Annotated in this window: 17 protein-coding genes and 1 pseudogene; 6 read left to right on the plus strand and 12 right to left on the minus strand. The window is 40.8% G+C overall.

Annotated elements, in window-relative coordinates; all coding sequences use genetic code 11:
• Positions 1-106: 106 nt before the first annotated feature.
• From ACZW67_RS02500 to ACZW67_RS02510, 3 genes are all read right to left on the minus strand, one after another.
• Positions 107-1,780, minus strand: coding sequence for a di-heme oxidoreductase family protein (locus ACZW67_RS02500; RefSeq protein WP_465182029.1), 1,674 nt, complete (start codon positions 1,778-1,780; stop codon positions 107-109).
• Between the two features lie 442 nt (positions 1,781-2,222).
• On the minus strand, positions 2,223-3,683 hold the full coding sequence (locus tag ACZW67_RS02505; protein WP_197102155.1) for an imelysin family protein: 1,461 nt from the start codon (positions 3,681-3,683) through the stop codon (positions 2,223-2,225).
• Between the two features lie 423 nt (positions 3,684-4,106).
• Positions 4,107-4,763 carry a YiaD family glycine zipper/OmpA-like lipoprotein gene (locus tag ACZW67_RS02510; protein WP_110924021.1) on the minus strand — a complete coding sequence of 219 codons (657 nt, stop codon included), beginning with the start codon at positions 4,761-4,763 and terminating at the stop codon, positions 4,107-4,109.
• Between the two features lie 445 nt (positions 4,764-5,208).
• Between ACZW67_RS02510 and ACZW67_RS02515 the strand changes: the two genes are divergently transcribed.
• The 5 genes from ACZW67_RS02515 to minE all read left to right on the plus strand — a co-directional run bounded on the left by ACZW67_RS02515 (position 5,209) and on the right by minE (position 10,129).
• On the plus strand, positions 5,209-6,171 hold the full coding sequence (locus ACZW67_RS02515) for an acyltransferase (protein ID WP_465182030.1): 963 nt from the start codon (positions 5,209-5,211) through the stop codon (positions 6,169-6,171).
• Positions 6,172-6,602: 431 nt separating this feature from the next.
• Positions 6,603-7,697: a hypothetical protein gene (locus ACZW67_RS02520; protein WP_197102159.1), complete on the plus strand. Its 1,095-nt coding sequence runs from the start codon at positions 6,603-6,605 to the stop codon at positions 7,695-7,697.
• A 146-nt stretch (positions 7,698-7,843) separates the two neighbouring features.
• Entirely contained in the window at positions 7,844-8,674 is an 831-nt protein-coding gene (gene minC, locus ACZW67_RS02525) for a septum site-determining protein MinC (RefSeq protein ID WP_465182031.1), read from the plus strand.
• Between the two features lie 346 nt (positions 8,675-9,020).
• Positions 9,021-9,833: a septum site-determining protein MinD gene (minD, locus tag ACZW67_RS02530; RefSeq protein ID WP_465182032.1), complete on the plus strand. Its 813-nt coding sequence runs from the start codon at positions 9,021-9,023 to the stop codon at positions 9,831-9,833.
• Positions 9,834-9,835: 2 nt separating this feature from the next.
• A complete protein-coding gene (gene minE / locus ACZW67_RS02535) occupies positions 9,836-10,129 on the plus strand; it encodes a cell division topological specificity factor MinE (protein ID WP_465182033.1) in 294 nt (97 codons plus the stop codon).
• Positions 10,130-10,406: 277 nt separating this feature from the next.
• Here the strand turns inward: minE and ACZW67_RS02540 are convergent, their stop codons facing one another.
• From ACZW67_RS02540 to pilG, 9 genes and pseudogenes are all read right to left on the minus strand, one after another.
• Positions 10,407-10,934 carry a cytochrome b gene (locus ACZW67_RS02540; protein WP_465182034.1) on the minus strand — a complete coding sequence of 176 codons (528 nt, stop codon included), beginning with the start codon at positions 10,932-10,934 and terminating at the stop codon, positions 10,407-10,409.
• A gap of 139 nt (positions 10,935-11,073) precedes the next feature.
• Positions 11,074-11,571, minus strand: coding sequence for a hypothetical protein (locus ACZW67_RS02545; RefSeq protein WP_465182035.1), 498 nt, complete (start codon positions 11,569-11,571; stop codon positions 11,074-11,076).
• Positions 11,572-11,588: 17 nt separating this feature from the next.
• Positions 11,589-12,593, minus strand: coding sequence for a chemotaxis protein CheB (locus ACZW67_RS02550; RefSeq protein ID WP_465182036.1), 1,005 nt, complete (start codon positions 12,591-12,593; stop codon positions 11,589-11,591).
• Entirely contained in the window at positions 12,583-19,434 is a 6,852-nt protein-coding gene (locus ACZW67_RS02555; RefSeq protein WP_465182037.1) for an Hpt domain-containing protein, read from the minus strand. The genes ACZW67_RS02550 and ACZW67_RS02555 overlap by 11 nt, the downstream gene beginning before the upstream one ends.
• A 30-nt stretch (positions 19,435-19,464) precedes the next feature.
• Complete coding sequence (locus ACZW67_RS02560) at positions 19,465-20,445, minus strand: CheR family methyltransferase (RefSeq protein WP_465182038.1); 981 nt, start codon at positions 20,443-20,445, stop codon at positions 19,465-19,467.
• Positions 20,446-20,579: 134 nt separating this feature from the next.
• Positions 20,580-21,638: pseudogene (locus ACZW67_RS02565) on the minus strand (methyl-accepting chemotaxis protein); the annotation flags it as partial.
• Positions 21,639-22,157: 519 nt separating this feature from the next.
• On the minus strand, positions 22,158-22,688 hold the full coding sequence (locus ACZW67_RS02570; RefSeq protein WP_465182039.1) for a chemotaxis protein CheW: 531 nt from the start codon (positions 22,686-22,688) through the stop codon (positions 22,158-22,160).
• A 3-nt stretch (positions 22,689-22,691) separates the two neighbouring features.
• Positions 22,692-23,054 carry a response regulator gene (locus tag ACZW67_RS02575; RefSeq protein ID WP_465182040.1) on the minus strand — a complete coding sequence of 121 codons (363 nt, stop codon included), beginning with the start codon at positions 23,052-23,054 and terminating at the stop codon, positions 22,692-22,694.
• A 278-nt stretch (positions 23,055-23,332) separates the two neighbouring features.
• On the minus strand, positions 23,333-23,710 hold the full coding sequence (pilG, locus tag ACZW67_RS02580) for a twitching motility response regulator PilG (RefSeq protein ID WP_465182041.1): 378 nt from the start codon (positions 23,708-23,710) through the stop codon (positions 23,333-23,335).
• Between the two features lie 692 nt (positions 23,711-24,402).
• On the opposite strand from pilG, the gene ACZW67_RS02585 reads away from it, so the two are divergent.
• Positions 24,403-25,662, plus strand: coding sequence for an efflux RND transporter periplasmic adaptor subunit (locus ACZW67_RS02585; RefSeq protein ID WP_465182042.1), 1,260 nt, complete (start codon positions 24,403-24,405; stop codon positions 25,660-25,662).
• Positions 25,663-25,959 lie beyond the last annotated feature (297 nt).

Here is a 25,959-nt window from a genome sequence, read left to right on the forward strand (position 1 = left end):
GTATTTATATGAGTAATTATTTCAATCGTTGTATCTGTAATAGGGCAGACTATTTTATTAATATCTGCCCTATTTAGGTATTAAATGTAAATAAACAACCGCGCTTTTATAATGATTTTAAGAACGCATTCAATTCAGCACGCCCTTGTTTATCGAGTTTGAGCACGTCTTTCTGTTGTTTTTCAGACTCTCCACCATGCCATAGAACGGCTTCCATCAAGGTGCGAGCACGACCATCATGCAAAAACGTCGCTTGTGGATCTACAATCTGAGCAAGACCAACACCCCATAATGCAGGGGTACGCCATTCATAAGAAGTGGCCAAAAACTCAACTTGCGCCTCTTTTGGTGGTAGCTTGCCAGCAATCGTACGATCAGCAAGATCATCACCCATATCATGTATCAGTAGATCGGTATAAGGATAAATCACTTGTCCATGCTGCTCAAGACGATCATCGTCGGTTTTTGGCAACTGATATCTTGGTGTATGACAACTTTGGCAGCCAATGTCATAGAAACGTTTTTTGCCAGCCAAGACCAATTCATTATCCGCATCACGGCGATTTGGAACCGCTAGGTTACGAGTATAGAATTCTACAAACTTTGCCACGTCATCATTAACTTCAACAGGTGGTTTACCATTACCTTGCTCATCAGCACCAGTCGTCGCATTCAGACAAGCTGTCTGCGTCGGCATACAAGACTCATTAGGGCGGATATTTGACGTCAGCCCCATGTCTTCATTAAAGGCACTCTGGTTTTGGGTAATCAGCTTGGTTTGTCCCGCTTTCCAACCAAAGCGTCCGAGTGCATTTTTACCCGTTTGTGGATCCATTACCCAGTTGAATTTTCCGCTAATATCACCTTTTGACTTCATAGCTTGATTTTTGATAGCCTCATCTGGAATCTGCTCCAGTAGCCCAAGCCCAATCATAGGTAAAGCCACACGCGGTGATACCATCAATTCATCATCTAATTTACCGTAACCAGGTTGGGTTAGGTTAAAAGTAGGTGCACGTAACGTTTCGACGTAGCCATCAGCAAAAGTAACTGGCTTATCTGTCCACTGTACCGATATCCTCGCTTCAGCAGGCACACCTTGGATGCCGCGATCCTGAAGCTGACCACCATACATGGGATGTACTACTTTTTCGATCAAAGAGTCTTTTAACTGTAGACGCTGCTCATCGGTTGTCGCAGGCATAGCCAGACGAATGAGCAAGCTATCGGCATCATCATCGGCGTTCATAGGCGCATGGCCACGACCGTCTTTTACATGACAAGACTGACAAGCGGCAACATTAAATAATGCGCCCAAACCATCACGACTGTCTGTGCTAGCAGGTGCGATGACCCACGGCTGCTTAAAGAATGCATTACCAATAAAGAATGAGCCTTTACGTGATGCCGTCAGGTTTGATGAAGGCTTCGAGTAACTCTCCGCACTACTGATACTGATACCAGTGTCACCGCCCTGTTTGATCTCTTGTGGATCAAAACTTGCTAACTGCTGCATTGGCACACCAGCGAGCGTTTCTATCGTTTCGATACGCTCAGGAGCGACCGCTTGGTTTTCACTATTTTCTACTGCAGCTTGCTCATTAGTATCAGCATCATCAGAAGTATTGTCGTTCGGCTGACAAGCACTGAGAGACAGCGCACAGAAGATACCAATTGTCAGTTTTGACGGTACATTTTTATTGATAAAAAAAGAGTAAAATGAGGCAGGTTTTTTGACTTTTGAGACGTTTGCGGTGTTCATAGAATTTGCGGTGTTCATAAAAAAGGTACCTTAGTTCTAGCATAGAACCATTAAAATCGCGGGCTATAAAGCTCTTCACTTTTAGTCGATAAGGCACAGCTAGACACCGACCTCTCAAGCTATTTTAATACGGCAAAAAAACACGTTGCCAACTTGGTCGACAACGTGCGTATTATACCTAAATTATTTTGCTAGGAAAATAATTCTCATTAGGGCGTGTCCTCATTTTAAAAATGGTGATAAAAATGAGATAAATTGCAGTCAAACAAGGAAAATAGCGCAGATAATATCGAGATACTAGTCAGCTATTTGACGCCGTTTGGCAAGATTTAGCCATTTTTAACCCATTTAGATAACTATCGATTAATTTGAGGATACGCCCTAGCTTATAGCGACTTATCAGGCATTATAAACAAATACAGTTGGGATTTTGACATCCTGAGAATGAATAGCTCTCAACTTAAAATTGCGAACCTGCATCAGCGTCTAAATTATCGATTCCGACTGCTTTTGCCGCATTTTCGATACCAACGGTTAGCTCTTGCAAGCTAGTGATACCAGCCTCAACCCAACCACGGCGAACGTTTTGTTCTTCAGCAGAGATACCTTGATTGCTTACTTGACTGGCGGTCGCAATCATTTGATCGATTTTGATACCTTCTTTTTCGCCTTTTTCAACAATCACGTTGAATGCAGCTTCTACTTTGGCAAAGTCAGCAATCAGCTGATCAGCGGCTGCTTTATTGTCAGTATCGACGAGATAGTCTTTTAGACCATAACCGCCAACTGTTTTACCAGCGACTGTCTTGTAGTTACCGTTAAAGACGTTTTGAATGCCACGCGCATTATTGGCATAGCTCAGATGTGTCAAATCACTGAAGCACTCATGCTCATCTTCGGTAGAGCCCGTGACAAAAGCAACCTGCATACGTTCAGAAGCCAGCTCGCCTAGTGCTAGACTGCCCATTTGATACATAATCTGGCGCAAACCATTGTCATATTTACGTGCCATCAGATCGCTACGCAAAGTGTTTTCGCTCTCAGGCTGCCACTCGGCTTCCATCGCTGTTAAATCGTCTACTAGCAACTGCGTAGCAGATGTCAAAAATTCGCCGCGACGCACACATATACTAGCATCATCATTGACAGTATCACCACTGGTACATTGACCTGCTTCTTTTGCATAATCAGTCACAGGGCGATTACCAGCACCTTCGTTCACGCCATTGGTATCTTGGCCCCATAGCATAAATTCGATGGCATGGTAGCCAGTCGTCACATTGGCTTCACTACCGCCAATCTCATTCATCTCTGCTAACAGCTCAGGCGTAATGGTACTGGTATCTTGATTGATGCTACCAACCGTAATAGTATCGCTATTGATGATATTGTCTTGACTGTTGTACTCGCCTTCATAGCTGTCACTGACATAGTCAATCAATGCTTCGTCAAGTGGCCAAGCGTTCATTTGTCCTTCCCAACCATCGATGCTACCAATGGCACGTTTGTCATTTGCGGTCACAAAACCTTCGTCAAAACGGAAAATCTCAGTTTGTGAGTACGGTTGGCGAGCGGCTTTATAAGCAGCTTTTGCCGCATCAAGTTTTTCTTGAGTTGGTGCTGCTACGTACGCTTCTACTGCTGTTTGCAACAATTTAGCCGTATCTAGCGAGTCTTTGTACGCAGCGTGTGCCATGTTTGCATAACTGCTGATCAGTCTGTCATTGTGCGCTTTATCAGCAGCTGATAGATCCGTATTGTCAGTAGCTTCTGCGTTTTGTACTTCTGTTTGAGTATCCGCACTAGTATCAGTATTTTCTTCGGTTTGCTTGGTACAACCTGACACCAATAACAACCCTGCAAGCGCAGCAGCTAAAGTAGTTGGTAAAGTCTTGCGGCTCATTACGGTAGTAATCGTCATACATATCCTCAGAATATAGCAAAAAAATTGGTTTTGATGAGAAATCATCAATGATATTAGTGCATGTTACGGCAAGCTAGTTTATCCATGCATAGATTTTTTCTTATGCACAACTAAAACATATAGTATTAAAACATTAAGAAAACTTTACAAATTATAGTAGTATTGATAATCATTATCAATATTTAATTTTGAACTGGTCTTTCACTAGCCTTTGAGCTGCAAAAGTAATCATATTGAAAGCACTATTTAAACGCCTACCTACTATGTTTGTTTCATGCTATCGATACTTTATAGTCTGAAAAACACATCAAATCATCAAACTCAATCCACAAAAAAAGACCAGCTTATCGCTGATCTTTTTTATGAATAATCTTAGCACTTATAAAGATTATTTAAACAATCATTATATAGAACTACTAATTAGTTTACGCTCTGTGGCGCATTAACAGTTAACTCAACACGGCGGTTTTGTTGACGACCATAGTCAGTACTGTTATCTGCTACTGGACGTGATTCACCATAAGCAACAACATTAACACGGTTAGAAGCAACACCGCGAGCCGTTAGATAGTTAGCAACTGAGTAAGCACGATCACGTGATAGACCCATGTTATAAGAATCTGAACCTTGGCTATCAGTATGACCTGCGATAGTAATCGTGTTTTGATTATACTGGTTCATAGTAGTAGCAAGCTTATCAAGCGTTGGCTTGAAAGATGAGCTTAGCGTTGAATTGTCAAAAGAGAATGTGATGCTACCTGGCATTACTAGATCGATGTTACCAGTCGTTGGGTTTTGTTCAACAGTTACACCAGTACCAGCCATTTGCTGCTCAAGCTGCTTGGCTTGACGATCCATATAGTAACCAACACCAGCACCTAAAGCGGCGCCGATAGCAGCATCACGACCAGTCTCATCGCCACCAGTCGCTTTAGAGATAGCGGCACCACCAAGTGCACCAGCTAAACCCCCAAGCGTCGTTTTATTCAAACTTTGTTGCCCAGTAGTTGGATCAGTAACACAACCGCTAAGAACTAAACCTGATGCTACTGCTGCAATCATTAATGTATTACGCATAATATTTCCTCTTAAGTTTAAAAAATTATAAATAATTCGTGCTTTTTATGAATCTTTCTATTAATTAGATCCGTTTACTTACATGCACTCTCCATTATTATGGCAACTACAGACTAACTATGTGTAATATTTTGTCACAGCTACGCATGATAAGTCTATATTAATCTAACCATGATTTATGCCATTGATACGAGTGTTTTTAACTACTGACTATTAAGGTGTTATCACAAGTCACGTTTGTACTCATACACTATGATTTGTTTCTGCTAAAATTATGCCATAGCACTGCTCAGAGCCATAAAATATAAATAACTCTATTAAATAAACACCTGTATTTTTCGAAATTTTAACTTTATTTATCTGTTTTAAGCGTATCTGACGAAAGAGTTACTAGTGAAGTACTGAATAACTTATAGACCAATAAGACTGACCTAAAAGGATTAGCATGCGACTGACCTCCACTATCAAAAAAATACACAAACGCACGCCTAAACTAGCAAAAGCGATTTCACTTGCGACGGCAACTGGCGTTATCACAGCCAATAGTTTCGGCGGTAGTATTCCTCTATGGTTGATGGGCGTTGGAAAGATTATCACTGGTGCTCCTATTGCGGATAAAACCGTGATAAAAATTGCTACTCATTGGATCAGTAGTAATAATGCTTTAATCGACAACATGTTGCCGCGTAAAGATTGGCGTATTAGCTTACCCGATGATGTTCATATTAATGGCAAATACCTACTGGTCAGCAATCATCAGTCTTGGGTCGATACCAGTATCGTGCAGTACATTAGCGAAAAACGCCTGCCGCTGACACGGTTCTTTACCAAGTTTGAATTAATCTATATCCCCATTGTTGGTCAAGCTTTTTACTTTTTAGATTTTCCAATGATGCGCCGACATTCCAAAGAAGCCATTGCGAAAAATCCTGCATTAAAAGGCAAAGACATCGAAGAGGCCAAACGCGCCTGTGCACTGTTAAAAGACAAGCCGTTTACCTTATTAAATTACCTAGAAGGCACGCGCTTCGCCAAGGCCAAACAGGCTAAGCAGCAGTCACCCTATACTCACCTGTTGAAACCACGAGCAGGTGGCCTGTCATTAGCAATTAACGCACTGGGTGAAGATATCGATGGCATGCTCGATATGACGATTGTTTATCCCGATGGTGTACCGACCTATAGCGATCTATGGAAAGGTAATATCAAGCGATTAGGCGTCGATGTCAGATACATCGAGATACCTGATTCATTATTTACTGGTATCCAAAATGGTGGCTACGAAAATGATGATGCGGTAAAGGCGCAAATGTTCGATTGGGTTGAGCAGATATGGCACGAAAAAGACCAACTCATTACCAATATGCTGGCTGATTTCGACACCAATCCTAAAATCACAGATACTTAAAACCATTAGGAAAATAAAAACCAAACGGTAACCTTATTCAGCGCATATCAGTATCAAGATTAATCACTATTTTTTTAAACACTGACCTTAAATGATAACTCTTGAATAGTAATGCTTAATTATAATGAAAGATGGGTTGTTTTTTAGCCCTATTCATTGATAATGTGAACAGTCATGAGCGTATGACTTTCTAAACAGTAGCGACTTTTATAACGCTATATTAGGGCGTATCATCAATTAGATTGTAAAGCTTAAAATGGCTAAATTTTGCTAAACATCGTCAGTAATTTTGCCAATATGTTCATATTAACGGCAATTTCTTCCTTGTTTATCTACAATCTTTCTCATTTTAAGCTTTACAATCTAATTGATGACACGCCCTCGCTAAGCCGCTTACTTCTTATGCCATTTATTATTTATAAGGTTTGACTGTGCCCGCCTCTCCTACTACTAGCCCGCCGCTAGACTCAGCGTCATTAACGGACCAATCCCCTAATCAGTCGGATAATAAGCCGTCACGACCAAATCGCCCCAAGCCAAATCGCCTAAAGCTGACTTACGACATCGTAATGATGATCGTCATTAGCATTGATCTGTTATTGATTAGTATTGATGCTATTTTGATGAGTAATTTTAGTGCTCATATCGCAGGATGGCTAACCGTTGGCGATGCTCTCAGCTGGTATCAAAACACCTTGCATGATCCTTTGCGTACTGCTGGTGGCTTCTTTACGATATTCTTAATCCTTGAGCTATTACTGCGTTGGATGATTGCTATTAAAGAAAAAGCCTATTACCGCTGGTTCTTTTTTCCTTTTGTACACTGGTATGAAGTATTGGGTTGCTTTCCGCAACTACGCGCCTTACGTTTGTTTCGGGCAGTGGTCATCGGACGACGCTTATATCAGCTTGGCTACCAAGTGCTGCCGCAGCCGTGGATTAATCGCATCAAGTTCTATATCGACTTACTGCTAGAAGAGTTATCGGACCGTGTCATATTGACAACTATCCAAAACTTTCGGCAGGAGCTGACCGACCCTGAGGCGCACAAATCATTTATTGAATCGACGATTTCACGAAATCGTGATGAAATTGAAGCGGTGTTGTTGTCTTTACTACGTACAGAGCTGACACCAAAATTGCAGGAATTAACGGCAGCATCAGGTGGCGGCAGTATCTTAGCAGCCGAGGTAGGGAATGCCATTGAAGAAGGCTTGGCTAATACGCCTGAGCTACGTCGTTATCTACGCATGATTCCTATCGCTGGCAGTTTGATTGAATCACAACTGCAACATGTTGGGCATAATATAGGTGAAAACGTCGTTTACGCACTGAATCAACGTCTCCTTGACCCTAAGCTTCTCGATTCATTAATGGTCGCGATTGCCCGTGGTGTCGCACAAATAAATACGGATAATACAGCGCTAGATACTTTGATTTCGAGTATCATTGAAGACAGTTTGGCTGAGTTTGAAGCGCAAGTAAGAGTGCAACAGTGGAAACACCAAGACATGCTTAATCTATAAGCTCTACTGCTAATCATATACTTCGATGATAAAATAGTATGGCGGAGTCATAACATAGACTAAAGTCATAGCATAAAACAGTATGGCTCGATAATAAAAACAGCACCGTGAACACAGCGATAGAATGAATTTTTGAGGATTTATATATGACAGTTTTAGATAGTGACAACCAGACCTCGAACGCCGTACCAACGCCAGCACTGGCATTTTATGGCAAGATGCTGACCTTTTCACGTTTGCAGTTCAATACAAATGATTTGAGCGCTATTGAATCACAGCTTAATGAGACTTTTAGCAACAAATCTAGCAACATTCCCATTCTTATTGATAGTGAAGTCGAGCAAGACTTATCAGCATTAGTGGAACTGTTGTGGTCATGTGGTCTACAGCCCATCGGTGTGGTCACCGGTATGATGGATTCTCAAGCGCGCGCGCAACGGTTGGCGATTTTCCCTGCCGATGGCAAACGCATCGAGCGTATTGTGCCCACTAAAAAGCCCGCTGTTCCAGTGAGTAAGGCGCTCGAAAACAGTAAAACAGAGTCAGTCAGTAATGACCCTGCGACTGCTGTCAACGAACCACTTACCGAGACAACCTTATCTGATACCTCAACAGAGTCACTAGCAAGTGATGATCATATCACTAGCCTAATCTATGACCAAATGCTACGCTCAGGACAAAGTCTCAATCACGTCGGTGGCGACTTAATTTTGACCAACAGTGTCAATAGCGGTGCTGAAGCGATTACTGATAATAGCCTACATGTCTATGGCCGTGCTCAAGGGCGTTTGGTTGCGGGTGCTACTGGTGACAAAGATGCTCGCATTTTTTGTCAGGTTTTTAATCCTTCACTGGTATCGGTTGCAGGCACTTATTGCTTACGAGATAACTTACCGCCACATGTCGTTGATAAAGCCGTACAAGTAAGGTTCGTAGAAGGTGAAGGCTTGGTATTTACTGTGATAAGTGATACCTAACTTGGATGGTTGTTAAATAGCCACTCTAATTAGGGTAAGTTTATTTAACAAAAATGCTCTATGATGAATCGCAGACTCTGCCACTATTTATAGCATCCATCAGCATATATTTTATAATATATTATAGTATGATTCATAGTAGATAGTATTGGTTAACATATTTTAGGCTACAAAGCGTTATAACCTATATATTGGCTGTTTTTCGGCTTTAGTATAGACTCTCTATAAATTTTTGTTTATTTATGCTAGGCTACCTTCGCAGGTAGCGCATATATACTATATATGTCATATACAATTGCGCTATTCATATAAAAGATATCCCATTGACTCATAGGAGTGTGCCATTGTGGCGAAGATAGTTGTAATCACTTCAGGTAAAGGCGGTGTGGGCAAAACCACAACAAGCGCCTCTTTTGCCGCCGGTTTAGCATTGCGTGGCTATAAAACAGTCGTTATCGATTTTGATGTGGGTCTACGTAATCTAGACTTGATCATGGGTTGTGAGAACCGAATTGTTTATGACTTTGTTGACGTTATCAACGGCAATGCACGCTTGTCACAGGCACTAGTCAAAGACAAACAGCTTGAAAACTTGTTCATTCTACCCGCCAGTCAAACACGTGACAAAGACGCCTTGACGGATGAAGGTGTAGCAGAAATCATGGATGAGCTCTCTAAACAGTTCGACTATATTATCTGTGACTCACCTGCTGGTATCGAGCGCGGTGCACAGTTGGCTATGTATCATGCTGATGAAGCGATTATCGTCACCAACCCTGAGATCTCTTCAGTGCGTGACTCAGATCGTATTATTGGTATTTTGCAAAGCCAGACTAAAAAGGTTGAAGAAAATCAAGGTTCTGTACGTGAGCATTTGATTATTACTCGTTACAACCCTGAACGTGCGGCGGCTAATGAAATGATGGATATCGATACGATTTCTAATGATATTCTAAAAGTGCCGCTACTTGGTGTTATTCCTGAAAGCCATTCTGTGCTTGAAGCATCTAACCATGGAGAGCCTGTCATCCATTACACCGACTCTGTTGCTGGTCAATGTTATGACGATATTGTCGCCCGTTTCTTAGGCGAAGAACGTCCGCTACGTCATCTTGACGTGAAGAAGAAAAGTTTATTACAGCGCTGGTTTGGGGGTTAATGATGACTAAGAAAAAAGGATTTTGGAGTAGCTTATTTGCTACTGATGACAGCAATGGTACAGCAGGTAGCGCTAATTTGGCGACTGAACGCCTTAAGGTTATTGTTGCCAGTGAAAACCGCTTGAATAACCGTCTAACTGCCGATCGTATCGAAAAAATGAAACGTGAAATTTTAGAAGTGGTCAATAAATATGTCAATGGCGTACAGATTGACGATGTCAACATCAATCATCGTTCTGAAGATAGTCTAGATGTATTAGAGATGAATATCAGCTTGCCTGAGCACAAAAAGTAAAGTTATCGTCATTCCACTATAAAAGTATTACTGCATCAACCTCGATTGAAGTATTTAATATACCTCTTCACTCGGTTGCCTTGTAATACTTTTAAATTGAATCGACTATATAACAGCAGACAATTTCAATTGATGCTTTTATGCCATATTTCAAAAAAGCCCTCAGTAATCATACTGAGGGCTTTTTTTGTTTAAGTCATGACATCGCTGTTAGAAACATACAAAGCTTTTAGCAACACACAGAACTTTTAGCAACACATAGCTATTCTATAATCGACTATTTTATGCGTGCTATCAAATTGTCTTTTTTAACGAACTGGTGATATAACGCAGCACCAATATGAACCGCGGTAAACGCAAGAATGGCTTGCCAGATAACATCCGTATGTAGATTATTATAGAAACGTGCCAAAGTTCTATCTGGTGTAACAAATACAGGGATTTGGAACAAGCCAAAAATGTCAACAGGTCGACCGCCATATACAGACATCAACAAACCAACCATCGGCATTGCAATCAACAAGGCATATAGTCCAAAATGAGACAGATGAGACAATAACAGTTGCCACTTTGGCATCGGTACGGATGGTGGTGCTTTGGTAATTAAACGGTTAATCACGCGAGCTATCATCCAAAACAATAAACTAACACCAAAAGCTTTATGCAGTCCGATATAAAGATTGTTATCAAAGTTATTGTTCAAGAACATCATAACCCACGTTACCAACAATAAAGCCGCGCTGATCCAGTGAAAAATACGGCTACTGACTGACCACTTTGACAAGCTTGAATTCGTATTACTCATGAGCTACCCTATTACCCTCATTACTAGTTATCTGTCATCAGCAATATAGATAAAAACAGCTACTCATTCAGCACTCAAAAATCATTGAGATGATTTAAATATCCAATTCATAATAAATGAATAAAAAGCAGAAGTGAGTCTAGCTACTTACATCAACTAACTGATGTGCAATTTTATCTAAGTCTGGTACTAAATAGACTTGATCCTCAATCATAACGGTCTGAAAAAGGTAGGATAGCATAACGTTTTCATTAAAGGGTACTGCTGTTTCGTTGATATTTATATTATTGAACGGCTCAGGAACATCAATATCTTTAACTTCTGAAATACGCACTTGTAATTGACGTAGCTCACCTGCCGTTTGTAACGTCAAGCGATGCTCTGAGGTATTACCTTCTAGTACGATTGTTTTATCTACTACCACGTCTTGTGGCAATAAATGAAACACGACCAGTTCTTGCTCCTGCCAATAATAAGTTGATGTGCGCTCGTCATGCTCATCCACACTCAAAATCAGACTACTTGGAATCACCCAATCAGGCTGGTTGAATGCTGGAACAATGGTAACATCGAGTGTACCGTTAGTAGTGGTCAACAAACTCACTGCTTCAAACGAATGTTTCAAAATTTGTTTCATACATCACTCACAATAAGTTAAGGTGAAGAAGCTTCGACTGTTCTTTCACCAATATAGTCTGTCAATTTTTGTGCCAAATCCGTTGGACTACCAACAAAATCACAGTATCCTGAATCCATAATAGCTTGAGGTTGACTCGGACAAGCACTCACACTAGGGTCTTGCACCCAAATTTGACTATTATTGTCTTGGATCAGATCCAAATATTGAGAGCCATCATTACCCATACCTGAAAATATGATGTTAATAAGCTCACTACCATACACATCGCTGGTGTTCTTCAGGATTTGCCCAATTGCAGGTTTATACTCACCTTCCCAAGCTTGATCTAACAGTATAACTCGACCTGTCGAATCACAGACAATCTGCTTATCGATAGGTGCTATTAGACACTGACCGGCTCGTAAGCGCTGCGACGAGGTAATAACTTGACAATGCCAATCATTATGGCGATTCAAAATGCGTGGCAAGGTATCAATCATGGTTGTATTGAAATGATGGGCCAACAAGATACAAACTGGTAGTGTGGCAGACAAGTTGTCTAAAAACTCTTTGATGGCGCTTGGACCGCCCATAGAAGCGCCCAAAAACACCACATAATGCCAATCCGTATCAGTACGATCGTGCCTATGAACTGGCACATCCATTAGCCCAGGTAGCTCAAGCATTTGTGAAAGCTTACGTTTGAGCTTACGCTGCCATTTGGCATACTGCGTGGCTTCATTAAGGTAAGGTGCTTGACTAAAGCCTACCAGCACCGCAGCGGGTATAGAAACGGTCGTTTCAGTCACAATATTATCATCGTAGTCACTATCTATCAGCCAGATATCAATCACCACGTCAGAGAGCACCGTTTTTTCTTGCAACTGCGCCCGTGACATACACCCAATGAGGGTAAAGCCACAACTGCGAATGGTATCCGAAAATGCCATACGCTGATGATGGTCTTCGGCAATAACGATCACCTTAATATCATTCTTTTTTTTGTTTCTCAGTGCCAAAACACGCGTATTATCCTTCATGAGTTAGACTGACCCTCTCACCCAGTATATGCTGGATTTTATTGAGTAGTGCTTGTTCTTGGAACGGCTTACCCATGTAATCATTCACACCAACTTCCAGAGCTCGCTCACGATGCTTTTCGCCGGTACGTGATGTAATCATAATAATTGGGATATGCTGTAAGCGCTTGCTGTATCTGACTTGAGTAGCGACCTCGAAACCATCCATGCGTGGCATCTCAATATCCAACAATATCATGTCTGGTATCATGTCTTGTAATATCTCGATCGCATCAACACCATCTTTCGCAAGCGCCACATTGAACCCTTGACGCTCCAAGAAGCGCGACGTCACTTTACGTACAGTGACTGAGTCATCGACTACTAAAATAGTTGACTTAGATTCTAAGCTTCCTCGTTTAGAGTCTATAGATTGCGGTATATTTTGAGTCATCTGTGCATTACGCATGAGAGCAATCAGATCCAAGATGAGCATTACCGAGCCATCACCCATAATGGTAGCGGCTGATATACCTGATAGGTGCGATAACTGTTGTCCTAAAGGTTTTACAACCACCTCAATACGTGAGCCTGCAATCTGATCAACTTGTAGCGCGATATTCTGTCCAGTACGGTTTTTGATGATAATGAGCGGTAGACTCGTATTGGTATTAACAACCAACTCGTTCAGTTTGTTACCTGATAAAATCTCATTTAAATAGCGCACTCGATAATCGACGTCTTCAAAATTCAACGTTGCATCGCCTGATTGGTAGTAGTCGTACAGTTTGTCTGGATTAACCCGCACTACTCGTTCAATCTGTACCAGTGGTATCGCATAATAACGATCAGCAGCACGTACAACTAAAGCATCAGATACAGCAACCGTCAGCGGTAGGCGCATCGTAAAACGAGAGCCTTTACCGAGCTCTGAGACAACTGACACAGAGCCACCTAACTGACGAATCTCACTAATCACCACATCCATGCCTACGCCGCGTCCAGAAATCTGCGTCACTTGTTTGCTGGTACTTAATCCAGCATTAAAGATGTATTGCATGATATCAAGGTCGGTTAGACTAGTATCGCTAGCATCAATAAGCCCTTGAGAAATGGCTTTGTTACGAACGGCTTCTACATCAATCCCGCGACCATCATCCGTTAACTGAATGACAATCTCACTACCTTCGCGATTGACTTCAAGAGTAATATGCCCACTACGTTCCTTACCTGCTCTGAGACGTGTCGAAGTATTTTCAATACCATGATCGACAGCATTACGTAGCATATGCTCAAGTGGTGAAGTCATACGCTCGAGAATGGTTCTATCCATCTCATCATCAGCATTGATGATCGTGAGCTCAACAGATTTATTAAGCTCATTCGCTGTTTGGCGTACAATTCGTTCAAGACGTGGTGTCAGATGCGTAAATGGTACCATACGCGAGTTCATAAGACCGTCTTGTAGTTCAGTTTGTGTCCGTGATAACTGCAATAGAAGACTTTCGCTATCACGTGTTTTTTCTAATAACGTATGATTAATATCAATCAAATCCGATGCTGACTCTGTCAAAGATTTTGATAGTTGATTTAGAGAAGAGTATTGATCCATCTCGAGAGGATCAAAGTCTTCATTTTGAATCAATTCATCATCTATTTGAGACAAAATTTGTGCTTCAAGTTCGATTTCCATTCGACGTAACTGATCAGCCAGTCGCTGTACGGTAATGCCCATATCTTCGATGCTGTTAGTCAAGCTACTCATACCCATATCGATACGAGCACGGTTAATGGCTGACTCACCAGACAAGTTAATCATATGCTCAATCAAACCACCTGAGATACGAATCATTTCATTACTGCTAGCACTCTGATCGTCTTGGTTTGTGCTGACGTTCATCGATGGCATTTCACTGATATCTTTTGCCAGATATTGTGAATCTTGCTTTTCTTTAGCAATCAATATTGCTTCACGTTGAGACTGTAAAGACTCTTTCGGTACTTGCTTTAAACTATCAGGATTTTTGCCAAATTGCTGTAACGCCTCAATGAGTAACGCAGGTGTTGGCGGATTGACATTCTGTCTAAGAACAAACACCGCGTCAGCTAACCAATCATGACTAGCAATTAATAGTTCTAATACTTTTTTGGTAACAGGACGGCGGTTGTCTACAAAATCTTTGTAGACAGACTCCATCTCACGAGCTAAATCTGCAACCCCAGTAGCAGCCACCATTCGCGCACCACCTTTAAGGGTATGCAAGTCACGCTGTAGCGCTTGTAATGCTGTTTTATTACCCGTATTTGCTAAGAACAACTGCAGATACTTATTACGATTGGTAAGCGCTTCTGCTTCTTCTAGAAATACCGATAATATGTCAGGGTCTGGCAAACCATTAGCCCATGACTGTTTAATCATTCTATCTAAACTTGCGCTATCTAATACCTCATATCTACTAGGTGTATTATTAATAGCCTTACTTTGTATTTCAGATTCAAAGTGATTTTTTGGCACGGGTATGATCAGCTCTACCATTTCTGGCAAGACTGGTGCTTTTAGAAGCTGCTGTAACTGCACAATAAGTTCTGAGGCAAAAAATGACTTTTTATAACTCACAATATGCATAACTTGCAATGACATTGTGTCCTGCACTATTTGCATAATTTCAAGCCATTGGACTGTCGGTACTCGTCTGTTTTCTACAAATGCTTCATAAACGCTTTCAGCTTCGTGAGTCAGGTCACCAATACTGCTAATGCCTGCCATCCGTGCCCCGCCTTTAATAGTGTGCAGATGACGTTGCAACACTTTTAGAGCATTAACGTTGCTAATATCCGAACGCCATTTGTTGAAGCTCTCGTCTAATGCCGTGTCGAGCTCTTGCGCTTCTTCTAAGAATATTTCTAGTAACTCAGCGTCAGTATCGATAGATTCAAGCTCTAGATCAGGGGCTGATATCGCTCGAACGACGAAACCATCCTTATCTTCACCACTATCATCCGTATGGTAAATACTTTGCAGGTTCGCAATAACTTTCTGGTCCACTTTCAGTGACGTACTACCCGCTAATGCATCAAACAGACCAACCAACTGAGCGTGACCAGTATGTAAAATAGCTTGAATGTCTGTATCTCTTGCTTTTTCAGGATTATCGTTTAGATAGCTATAGGTATTAACTAGCTCATCGAGAATCGAGGTGAACTTTGGAAATGGTTGTGCTTTATTGGATAAATACTTTATTTGTGATATTTGCTGCTCTATGTAGTCTTGGATATTTTCTATTTCAGCTTGGTTAAATGCATCATCCAACTCCCATTGAGCATCTAGTAATTCATCAATATTATCATCCAATAACTGCTCTATCGTTGGTCTGTTATCGGATATAACTTCAGTATCACTAACGACATGTTGTCCACCAAGCATCGCCTGCAATGAAGCTAGGTCTTCTTGGCTTTGTGCATCTTTTACCGATATGTTTTTTGGTTGAACGTTTTGCTTATAGCTGTTTAAATAACCATCCATGAGCGTAGAAGACTTCGCTAGTGCCTCTAAATGCTGAGTATTCATAGCTTTATCTTTCTGTTGTAATAACTCTAAACTATGCTCTATGGTCGCACTCACTTCACTGATAGCAGCGAGAGCCCTGGAACCAGAAGCTCCTCTCAGTGTATGGAATGCACGTACAATATCATCTGTTACTTCAATATGAGACTCATCTTGATGCTCATCAACGAACTGGTCTATTTCCTGTAATAACTCTTCTGCTTCATCGATAAAGATATTAAAAAACGCTTTCTCTTCATCGCTTTGAGGCGCTATGATAATAGATGCTTCTGCTATCATTTCATTGACAGAGTTAATCGTCTGCAGCGTAGCATCCATCTCTTTGTTGACAGTATCATGTACAGAAGTGGCATCATCTGACTCAGATGATAATAATGACGCTTGAGTACCCTCAGCACCAGACCCATTGGACACTTTATTATTCTGATACAAAGCTGAATAACTGAACTCATTACCTTGCTGCTTACTATAAGCATTGGCGCAGGCAATCCAAAGTGGTAGCGTCGTTGGGTAATCTTGACTGTTATTTTCAAATACTAGTAGCATTGAAGGATAAGCAGCCAATACGTCGGCAATAAGCTGACTCATATCTTCTGAAACTGCAATACTACTATCCAAGATACGATTGAGCATATTTTCTATCGCCCAAGCCAACTCAGCAGTATAGTTGGCACCTACCATCCGACCAGAACCTTTTAAGGTATGGAAGCCGCGACGAATATCTGTCAATCCATTTAAATCATTTGGTGACTGGCACCAATTTTCATATAAAGGTACGATTTCAGCCAGTACCTCATTGGCTTCTTCTATAAATATCTCTTTAATATCGGGATCTGCATCGTTAGCATCAGCGGCTAGCTGATCAGGGGATTGCATGAATGGTAAGAGTACTGCAGGAATCTCGACATCAGATAATGAAGCAGTGATACGTGTGCTTTCATCGTTATCACTTATCGTTTGAGAGTCATAAATCGTGTCGGGAGTGCCTAATAACTCAGATTTAACAGGCTCAGACACGTTTAATCCAGCATTCATCGGTTGCTGCATCATTAAATTGTGACTTTGCAGAATCGTAACAGCAGGATCTAAACTTGGTAATTGCTGCGCTTCAAAATCTGTGACCAATGCAGACAATTTCTTTACTGTTTCAATGACTAGATTTACAACCGTATCAGTGACAGGCAATGTCTTATCTAAAAGGCGATTCAGCAGATTTTCGATTGACCATGCCATCTCACTGATACTAAAGGCACCTACCATACGGCCTGAGCCTTTTAGAGTATGGAAACCTCTACGCACTTCCGTTAACGGTGTTAAGTCTTGTGCATCCTGTTGCCAAATAGGCAAGAAATCTTCTAGATCAGCAATGACTTCGGTCGCCTCTTCAATAAAGATTTCACGAATATCTGCATCTGTCTCAAAGTTATCAGGCTGAATTTGCGTGCGTGCTTTTGCTAACGATTCACTCTCTATCCTATCGTTATCAATAGCACCTTGCTCTTGCACAAAAGCCTCATCTACACTGATATCAGTCAAAGCTTCAGCATCAATAGACTGAGCACTGGTAGGGGCCAATTCACCACTATCATCATAACGGGTTACATTAGTTGCGGCTGGCTTTTGGGTAAGGAAAGTCTCATTGACGGTGTCTGGTGCGGCAATATAGTCATTAAGCAGATCTGTGGCTTTAACAGTATATTCATGTGCCTGAGTCAATAACTTTTGATCAAAAACCTGCTGCGCAAGATAGTCCAGTAGCAGCTCAATAGATGTCAATCCCTCAGCCAATGCCTGAGTGACGTCCCAACTAAGCGTTGCTATCTCATGAACTGCTAACTGTGTGAATATATTGGATAGCGCATCGATGGTTTCACAAATTTCTGGCAAACCCATCTCAACAAAAGCATCACCAATCTTAGAGAAGTCAGTAGCTGTAGGCAGCAAATAAATATCTTGGCGCTGTACATATTCATGAAAGCTTTGTTTGACATCTTCTACTGCGATACGAAGCTCACGCAAGTTACCATCTGTGGCAGTTACAATCTGACTACTTTCAGATTGTGTATCGATATCATCAGGTATTGTGATAAAAGAGGCAGCATCTCCAATCTTTAGAGATATCGTCTGTTCGGTATTATAAAGCGCATTGTATAGCTCTTGAAGTTGACGCTCAATTTGCCATTGCTCTTGTGCAAATCCTGTTTTTGATGACAGTGCATACTCTAGATCTGTAAGAATGGACTCCACTTGTGCTACATAGTACATCCAACCTCGACTCTCGAGTTGGCGCTGTATTTTTTGTAGAGGGTCTAAAATTGTGTCTGGATTATCCAGATTAAAAATAAGTGTTTCAAGCTCACTGAGTATGCGCGGTAAAAAACGCAATGCTGATGCAGCGCTGTGCGGCAAAATATTCAGTACGGACTGAGTGCTCTTGCTATTTTTTGTAAGGGTACTTAATTCAATATAGACCCTGATGATCAAGCTTCTAACAGTACTCGATGAGAGCTCGGTTTGCTCCGCATGAAACTCTATCACTTGATCCAACTGATTTAACAGTGTGGCGTAACTCTCAGGTAGTGGTGTATCATTATTAGCAAGATCGTTTAACCATAACTCAGTTAAGTACCAAAGACGTTGTACATCTGCAATCTGAGAGGCTTGCCATAAATATTGGCTAACTCTGCCTAATACCGTCAATAAAGACGACTGGTTGGTGTTGGCCATCAATAATTCTTGTACTTGCTGGCGCCAAACCAATAATAACTGTTGGTAATGATGACCTTCTAATTGTACGGTCGCTCCACTTTCAGGAAACATTACTTTGATACTATCAATAATATTGTCATCGATAGTGTGACTATCTAAGCCTTCATACTGACTAGCCGCAGATATTTCTGTCGACTCTATTGCTATACCTAGATCTGATAGTGCTTGGGCAAGGTCATTAGCAGCATTGTTAATCAGCGTCGTGTTGTGGCTAGTAGTACGCATATATTGATTGAGCTCACGCTCTAACAATCTATGCGCAAACTGACCGATACGGCTGTTATTGATAGAAATATTATCGTGACCACTTGCCTCGACCAATAAACTCAGCTTATTAGCAAGATCTGCTAACAGAGGTAGGCGAATCATCGTCAGCGCGCCACCAACTTGATGGTAGTTTTTCACCATCTGCTCATAATTAGTGCTGTCATCACCTAATTGCCAGCCATCAGCTATCTGTGATAGTTGCTGATTAAATAGTGGCAATAACCACTCAAGCGTCACTATGTCATTGGGCTGGTTTTTCATAGGGTCATCCTAACTCGTCTAAGCACTAATTTAGGCATTAATTTTTTGCCACACATTAACCTGTGGGTGCGCAATACGGCGCATATTTGAAGGACGCCAAAACAACGCCTCACCTGGAGCCAATATAATATAACCACCTAACGCACACTGATCTGATAGTCTTGCTAAAATATCGCGCTGATCAAACTTGCGAAAGTACAGCAACATATTTTGGCAAATAATGACATTTTGGAGATGCGGAGTGGGTGGTTTTTGTTCGATAATATTATGTAAAGCAAAGCTAACATACTGTTGCAAGCTTGGCACTATTTGCCAGTGTGCTTGGTTACTTGCTATCATTTCTTTCGTTATAGTTGAGTCACAAAAATTCGGTTTTCTAATTGCGCTATTAGCACACAATGGCTGAATAAACTGCTGGCAACAGTCTGGGATTAACAACTTCTGTCGCTGATCATAATGCGCTAACTGTGCTCTCTTAATCGCTTGATGGCTAATATCTGTACCCAGTATCGTATATTTTTCTAGCTGCTCTGAGGCTAAACTCATCGCCAATGACCAAACTTCTTGGCCACTTGCACAGCCGACACTCCAAATGCGAAACAATTCATCAGAGTCACGTTTAATACTAATATTAGTATTGATGTTGGTAGCAGCTAACCGTACTCGATGATGCTGTAATGCATACTCTGTAACAAAATTGATAGAAGGTATATAACGAAAAAAACGACTTTCATGAATAAGTACGTTATCTAATAGCTGTTGACGCATCTCATTATTTTTTGGCAACTGATACCATAGAGTTTGAGCAGTTAATCCATATGACGATGCAGTGTGTTCAATCGCATTGGTTAACCACTGTAACTGAACATCTGGCAGAAAAAAGCCAATTTCTTGTTCTATGTATCGTTGCCATTGCCTTATATCTAGGCTGTTTTCCTGAACAGAAGCCTCGACTAGTATTGGTTTAATGTGCTTGTTAGCGTGGCCGTCTATTTGAATAAATTTATTCACGTCACCTGCTACCTATAATTACCGAAGTAAACCATTATCATTTACATAGTAATGTAATTAACATATTAATATAAAATACTGTAGAACCTCTAAGCCTTAACTTACTAGTGCTCAAATAATGCCCAACATGATCATCATGCACTTGCTGATAATGCTTGCTCGTTATCCAGCAGCTCATCATCACTCAATACTTTAAAGCCTGTTACGGATTCTTGTAGTGCTGCTGCCATTTCGCTCAGCTCACCAATAGATCGTGCAGTTGCCATCGTACCAGAGGATGTTTGTGAAGTAATATCTTGAATGATATTCATGGTATGTGAGATATGTCCAGCAGACTCAGCCTGTTGTAGTGCAGCATTTGAGATGTTCTGAATCAAATCAGCCAATGTGTTAGAAACGCTCTGTACCTCTTCTAGTGCTTCACCAGCATCTTTTGCTAACCGCGCACCACGTACAACTTCAGAGGTTGTCGACTCCATTGATACAACTGCTTCGTTGGTATCTGCCTGAATAGTTTTTACCAGTGTTTCAATCTGTTTGGTTGCATTAGCTGAGCGCTCAGCCAGACGCTGTACTTCATCAGCAACAACCGCAAAGCCTCGACCTGCTTCACCAGCCATCGATGCCTGAATCGCAGCATTCAATGCTAAGACGTTGGTTTGGTCAGCAATATCATTAATCAAGTTAACGATATCTCCAATCTCTTGCGAAGACTCACCCAGACGTTTGATACGTTTTGATGTTTCTTGAATCTGATCACGAATAACGTTCATACCCTCAATAGAGCGCTGTACAACTTCTGCACCGTTGTAGGCAATGGCAACTGAGCGCTGAGCAACAGTTGCAGATTCTGAAGCGTTATTTGAAACTTGGTCAATCGAGATTGTCATCTCATTGATGGCTGCTGATACACCAGCGATTTCTTGTGCTTGATGCTCAGATGCTTCAGCAAGCTCAACCGCATTCATCTGCGTTTGTTCCGAAGACTGCGAAACACGATCGGCCGTATTGTTAATGACCAGTACCAACTGACGAAGTTGGTCAATTGCAAAGTTCACTGAGTCAGCAATGGCGCCAGTGAAATCTTCTGATACGGTTGCATTAACAGTTAAATCACCTTCTGCCAAATCACCCAATTCATCAAGCAAACGCAGAATAGCTACCTGGTTACGCTCGCTTTCTTCTTGGATTTGACGCGCGCGCTCAGACTCAGCTTCTGCTTCTTGGCGACGACGTAATGTTTCTTTTTCAATAAGTAATCGTTCTGAACCACCACGCTGTTTAAGTAATTGGTACAGAGCAAATACTATTCCTAGCACCCCTATCACAAACACAACCACAGGCAAAACAACTGATTGAGTAAAGTCTAAAAAATACTGACTCACTGATGATAAAGAATTCAACAACCAAATCAGACAAGCCACACTTATTAAAACAAAAAGTGCTAATAATAACTTCCACTCACTATTAGCGTTTGTGCCACCCGCTGTTGAATTGGGTGTACCAGCTACAGGTTTATTTATAACATCACTCATCGTGCATATTCCTTTAAAACAATCATCAAAGTCTTATCGTGACTGACTTTGACAATCTCATTGTTATAAAAACAACAGTGATTAACAAAGCCTGTGTGAATGCTGATATCCAACCGTACCGTATCGTGCGCTATTACTTGATCATAGCCTTAACAGTCAGATATCTGTTATCGATAGCTATATTGCAGCATCGGTATATTGCAAGTCTTGTGCAAGTAAACTGGGCATAAAAACATACCAGTCTTGCTCATTTTTAAAAAATCTACCATGATTATAAGGTGCAAAAGGCGAACTGGATTCAATTGCCTCTGCACGGTATTGATCATGCGTAAATTGTTCGATACCAATCACTTGATCTACCACCAGTCCTGAAAAGAGATTGTCATGATCGATGACAATGACTTTACGTTGGCTCATTTGCGTTAAGCGGCTAGGAACCTGTAGAAAACGGGACAAATCCGTTATTGGTAATAGGCGTCCACGAATATTGGCAATACCCAGCATCCAAGGTTTTACTAAAGGCAAGCTGGTAAATTCTGGCATGGCTAGTACTTCTGATACCTGACCCATCGGCGCAACCAAACGTTGTCCACCAATCTCAAATACTACACCTTGCCAGTCATACTCTTGTCCACCGCGGCGACCACTTTTGCGTGCGCGTGCCAAATCTGCTAAACGCAGAAGCTCAATAAAACCTTTGGAAGCCACAAGCTACTCCATTACTTTGCGAATGATATTAACCAATCCATTTTCATCAACTGGTTTGGCGATATACTCTTTAGCGCCTTGACGCTTTCCCCAAACTCTATCTGTTTCTTGATTTTTAGTACTGATCATAATCACAGGAATATGAGCAGTGGCTTTATCACGAGTAATCTTTCGAGTAGCTTGGAAGCCATTCATCTCAGGCATTACTACATCCATCAAAATGACGTCTGGCAAGTGGTCAACTGCCATTTGACAGCCTTGCTCACCATTTGTTGCTTCTAGGACTTGAAAGTCATTCCTAGCAAGCATATCGCGAAATTTCGCCATCTCAGATGGCGAGTCGTCAATGACTAAAACGGTAGTCATAGGGATTTCCTTTATTTTCGAAAATATCCAAGAGGATATGTCGTTATATTATTGAGACAACCCGAACGAAAGTGAATCGGCAAAAATAATTGGCAACATCACTTTCTTAACAGTTGTTATGAAATACTGAGTAACTATCATTAATTGTCACTCATGTTAGGTATTTTGACCGTACCACCCAACCTAAAACAACATGCATAAATCATACCAACAATAAGCCTAAACGAAAATTTATATTAGACGTACATACTCTGTTGCTAATGCCAGCATTTGACGTATTAACGGTATTGGTTAATCGCCTCAAACAGCTCGTCTTTACTAAAAGGCTTGGTCAGATACTCATCAGAACCAACAATACGACCACGTGCTTTATCAAATAGACCATCTTTAGAAGACAGCATAATGACTGGCTTTTTCGCATAATCAGGGTTATTTTTTATCAAGGCACAAGTCTGATAACCATCTAAACGTGGCATCATAATATCGACAAAAATAATATCTGGGTTGTTATCAACAATCTTTGCTAAAGCATCAAAACCGTCAATAGCAGTCACAACTTCACAGCCCGCTTTTTGAAGCAAAGTCTCTGCGGTGCGGCGAATGGTTTTTGAATCATCAATTACCATTACTTTCAAACCACTAAAATCATTTTCCATTATCATTGTCCTATAAACGACTATTTGTTCGTAATTCTATCGATCAATACAAAATTTTAACTGTTATTTCAACATGTCGTATCATTCACTATTGGATTGATACGAACGGCTAAACTTGCATTACCATATGTTATGACAGCGAACCCACTATCTGTCAGTATTGACCCACCAAACATGCTGTCAACATGAGTTACTATACGCACTTTTTTATTAATAAGCTTAGAAAATTGAGCCTAACTCTTCGCGTTTTGGGCGAACCACTGCACTGTTAATATTACTCATTAAAATGAAGGTACTTTTTATATTACGCAAAGCATTTTTTAATGACTTAAACGATAATTTAAATATTGAACACTCCAATCAAAAAAAACAGTCGACAACTTTATGATATTTTTACATTATATAGAAACGATCAAAATATTGCTGGACAATTTTCTTTTGTGATAAAAATGTATCAAAATTCTTTGTTAGGTTCGTTTTTAACACAGTTATCAACCCTTTTCTAGTCATAATCGACTTAATATACGAACTGACCAGTAGGCTAGAGAGTTATTATGCTAGATACGTTTGTCATGACTGACATTATTTGGTCTATTAGTCGAATTTTTATAACGTTAAGTAAGTGTTTAGCAGTCATTTCACCGCACTGTAATTCACTATATAATAAAATAATAACTACTATGGTGAACGCGATGACAGCTCCCAAAATCTTTAAAAACAGCAGCTATTTATTGAGTGCTCTACTCATTGCTGCTTGTCAGCCGCCAGCGCCTACCGATAATCCAGTAGCCACTGAAAACCATCCGGCAGTAGACACTCCTGTTATCATTACTGACGATAGTGTTACCATTACACCTGATCATATATTGAGTATAAAATCTTCACGTTACCAGCCTAGCCTTGGTCTGCAAGGCAATATAGAACCTATCAAACAAACCCAATTTGTGACAGTACACCCAATTAATGTAGAAAAAGTCTTAGTTACTAAAGGTCAATGGGTAGAAAAAGACACACCGTTACTCATTGTCCGACGATTGGAAACAGAAAGTAGAACAGTCAACTCATCCGATATATCAGACGATACAGCGGCAGATTCAGATAAGCCTGATCAAGACACTGAGGTGCAAAGTGGTACTGATGTTGCCAAACAGACTAATGCTCAAGATACCATCGCAAACGCTAAACCCAATCAACCTTCAGTAAATAATGATACAACCATTAAGAAGGCTTTATCTGATGGCACAGAGCCATTAACGACAAATGCAGCTATAGCTAGCTCAAGTGATGGTGAGGTTAATAATAGTAAAGGCATAGAGAGCTCAAAGCCTCAGTATAAATTGATTACTATCCGTGCTAGCTTTTCAGGACGTGTAGAAAACCTGTATGCAAAAGCAGGTCAAAAGCTAGAAGCTCGAATGCTACTCCTAAAATTTAGCGATGAGACTAAATTACACTTTACCGCTATGCTACCTATTCAAGCTGAACCGCAACTGTCGGTAGGTCAAACTGTCAATTTTACTGCTGAAAATATCTTAGAAAAATTTACGGGACAAATCAGTAAGCTGACTGCGACCAGTCAACCGAAAAGACTTATGGTCAATGTTGATGTTATTGACAATGAGGTCAGTCGTAAGCAGTTATTACCAAATATGCAAGTAACCGGGCGAGTCAACTATGGTCAGATAGACGTGGGTACTATTGTGCCTAAACGTGCGCTACATGATGTCGACTTGACAGAGTTGCAAACGCCACCATATAAACCACTCACGCCATTGACGGCTAATGTATGGATTATCGGACAAGACCAGCATTTAAAACGCTACCCTATTGAGGTAGTCGAGTACAACCCCTCGACAGAACAATATCTGATTGCAGGTATTAGCAATGACAGTCTGATTTGTTTGGCTGATTTGCCGCTTGATTCTGATGGCAAAAAGGTCAATGTTTCGTAGTCATTCATACCGACAGTTACATTGTGTAGAAATATTAACAAAGCCTCTCTTGTTTTGTAACAGCCTAATTAGGCAATATAGCAGTATGATATATCGCATTAGCCAAGTATTATAAATTACTAAGAACTAACTACTGGCTAGATACTTTTCACTTCTGAAACCAATTACTTTTGAAAGAAACTTTGAAATCTTAGAGGCTTAACGGTTTGAATGCTTTAGAAATTAAAACCATCGATGTATTTGTCATGATTTAAATATCAGAGCATATTAAACTTTTGATAAACCATAACAACAACT

Source organism: Psychrobacter sp. TPE 89C (assembly GCF_055522395.1).

Coding starts and splice junctions, on each gene's coding strand:
- ACZW67_RS02585 (WP_465182042.1), top strand. CDS start 24,403: ATGACAGCTCCCAAAATCTTTAAAAACAGCAGCTATTTATTGAGTGCT.
- minC (WP_465182031.1), top strand. CDS start 7,844: ATGACAGTTTTAGATAGTGACAACCAGACCTCGAACGCCGTACCAACG.
- ACZW67_RS02540 (WP_465182034.1), bottom strand. CDS start 10,934: ATGAGTAATACGAATTCAAGCTTGTCAAAGTGGTCAGTCAGTAGCCGT.
- ACZW67_RS02575 (WP_465182040.1), bottom strand. CDS start 23,054: ATGACTACCGTTTTAGTCATTGACGACTCGCCATCTGAGATGGCGAAA.
- ACZW67_RS02555 (WP_465182037.1), bottom strand. CDS start 19,434: ATGAAAAACCAGCCCAATGACATAGTGACGCTTGAGTGGTTATTGCCA.
- ACZW67_RS02505 (WP_197102155.1), bottom strand. CDS start 3,683: ATGACGATTACTACCGTAATGAGCCGCAAGACTTTACCAACTACTTTA.
- minE (WP_465182033.1), top strand. CDS start 9,836: ATGACTAAGAAAAAAGGATTTTGGAGTAGCTTATTTGCTACTGATGAC.
- ACZW67_RS02510 (WP_110924021.1), bottom strand. CDS start 4,763: ATGCGTAATACATTAATGATTGCAGCAGTAGCATCAGGTTTAGTTCTT.
- ACZW67_RS02550 (WP_465182036.1), bottom strand. CDS start 12,593: ATGAAGGATAATACGCGTGTTTTGGCACTGAGAAACAAAAAAAAGAAT.
- ACZW67_RS02500 (WP_465182029.1), bottom strand. CDS start 1,780: ATGAACACCGCAAATTCTATGAACACCGCAAACGTCTCAAAAGTCAAA.
- ACZW67_RS02515 (WP_465182030.1), top strand. CDS start 5,209: ATGCGACTGACCTCCACTATCAAAAAAATACACAAACGCACGCCTAAA.
- pilG (WP_465182041.1), bottom strand. CDS start 23,710: ATGGAAAATGATTTTAGTGGTTTGAAAGTAATGGTAATTGATGATTCA.
- ACZW67_RS02545 (WP_465182035.1), bottom strand. CDS start 11,571: ATGAAACAAATTTTGAAACATTCGTTTGAAGCAGTGAGTTTGTTGACC.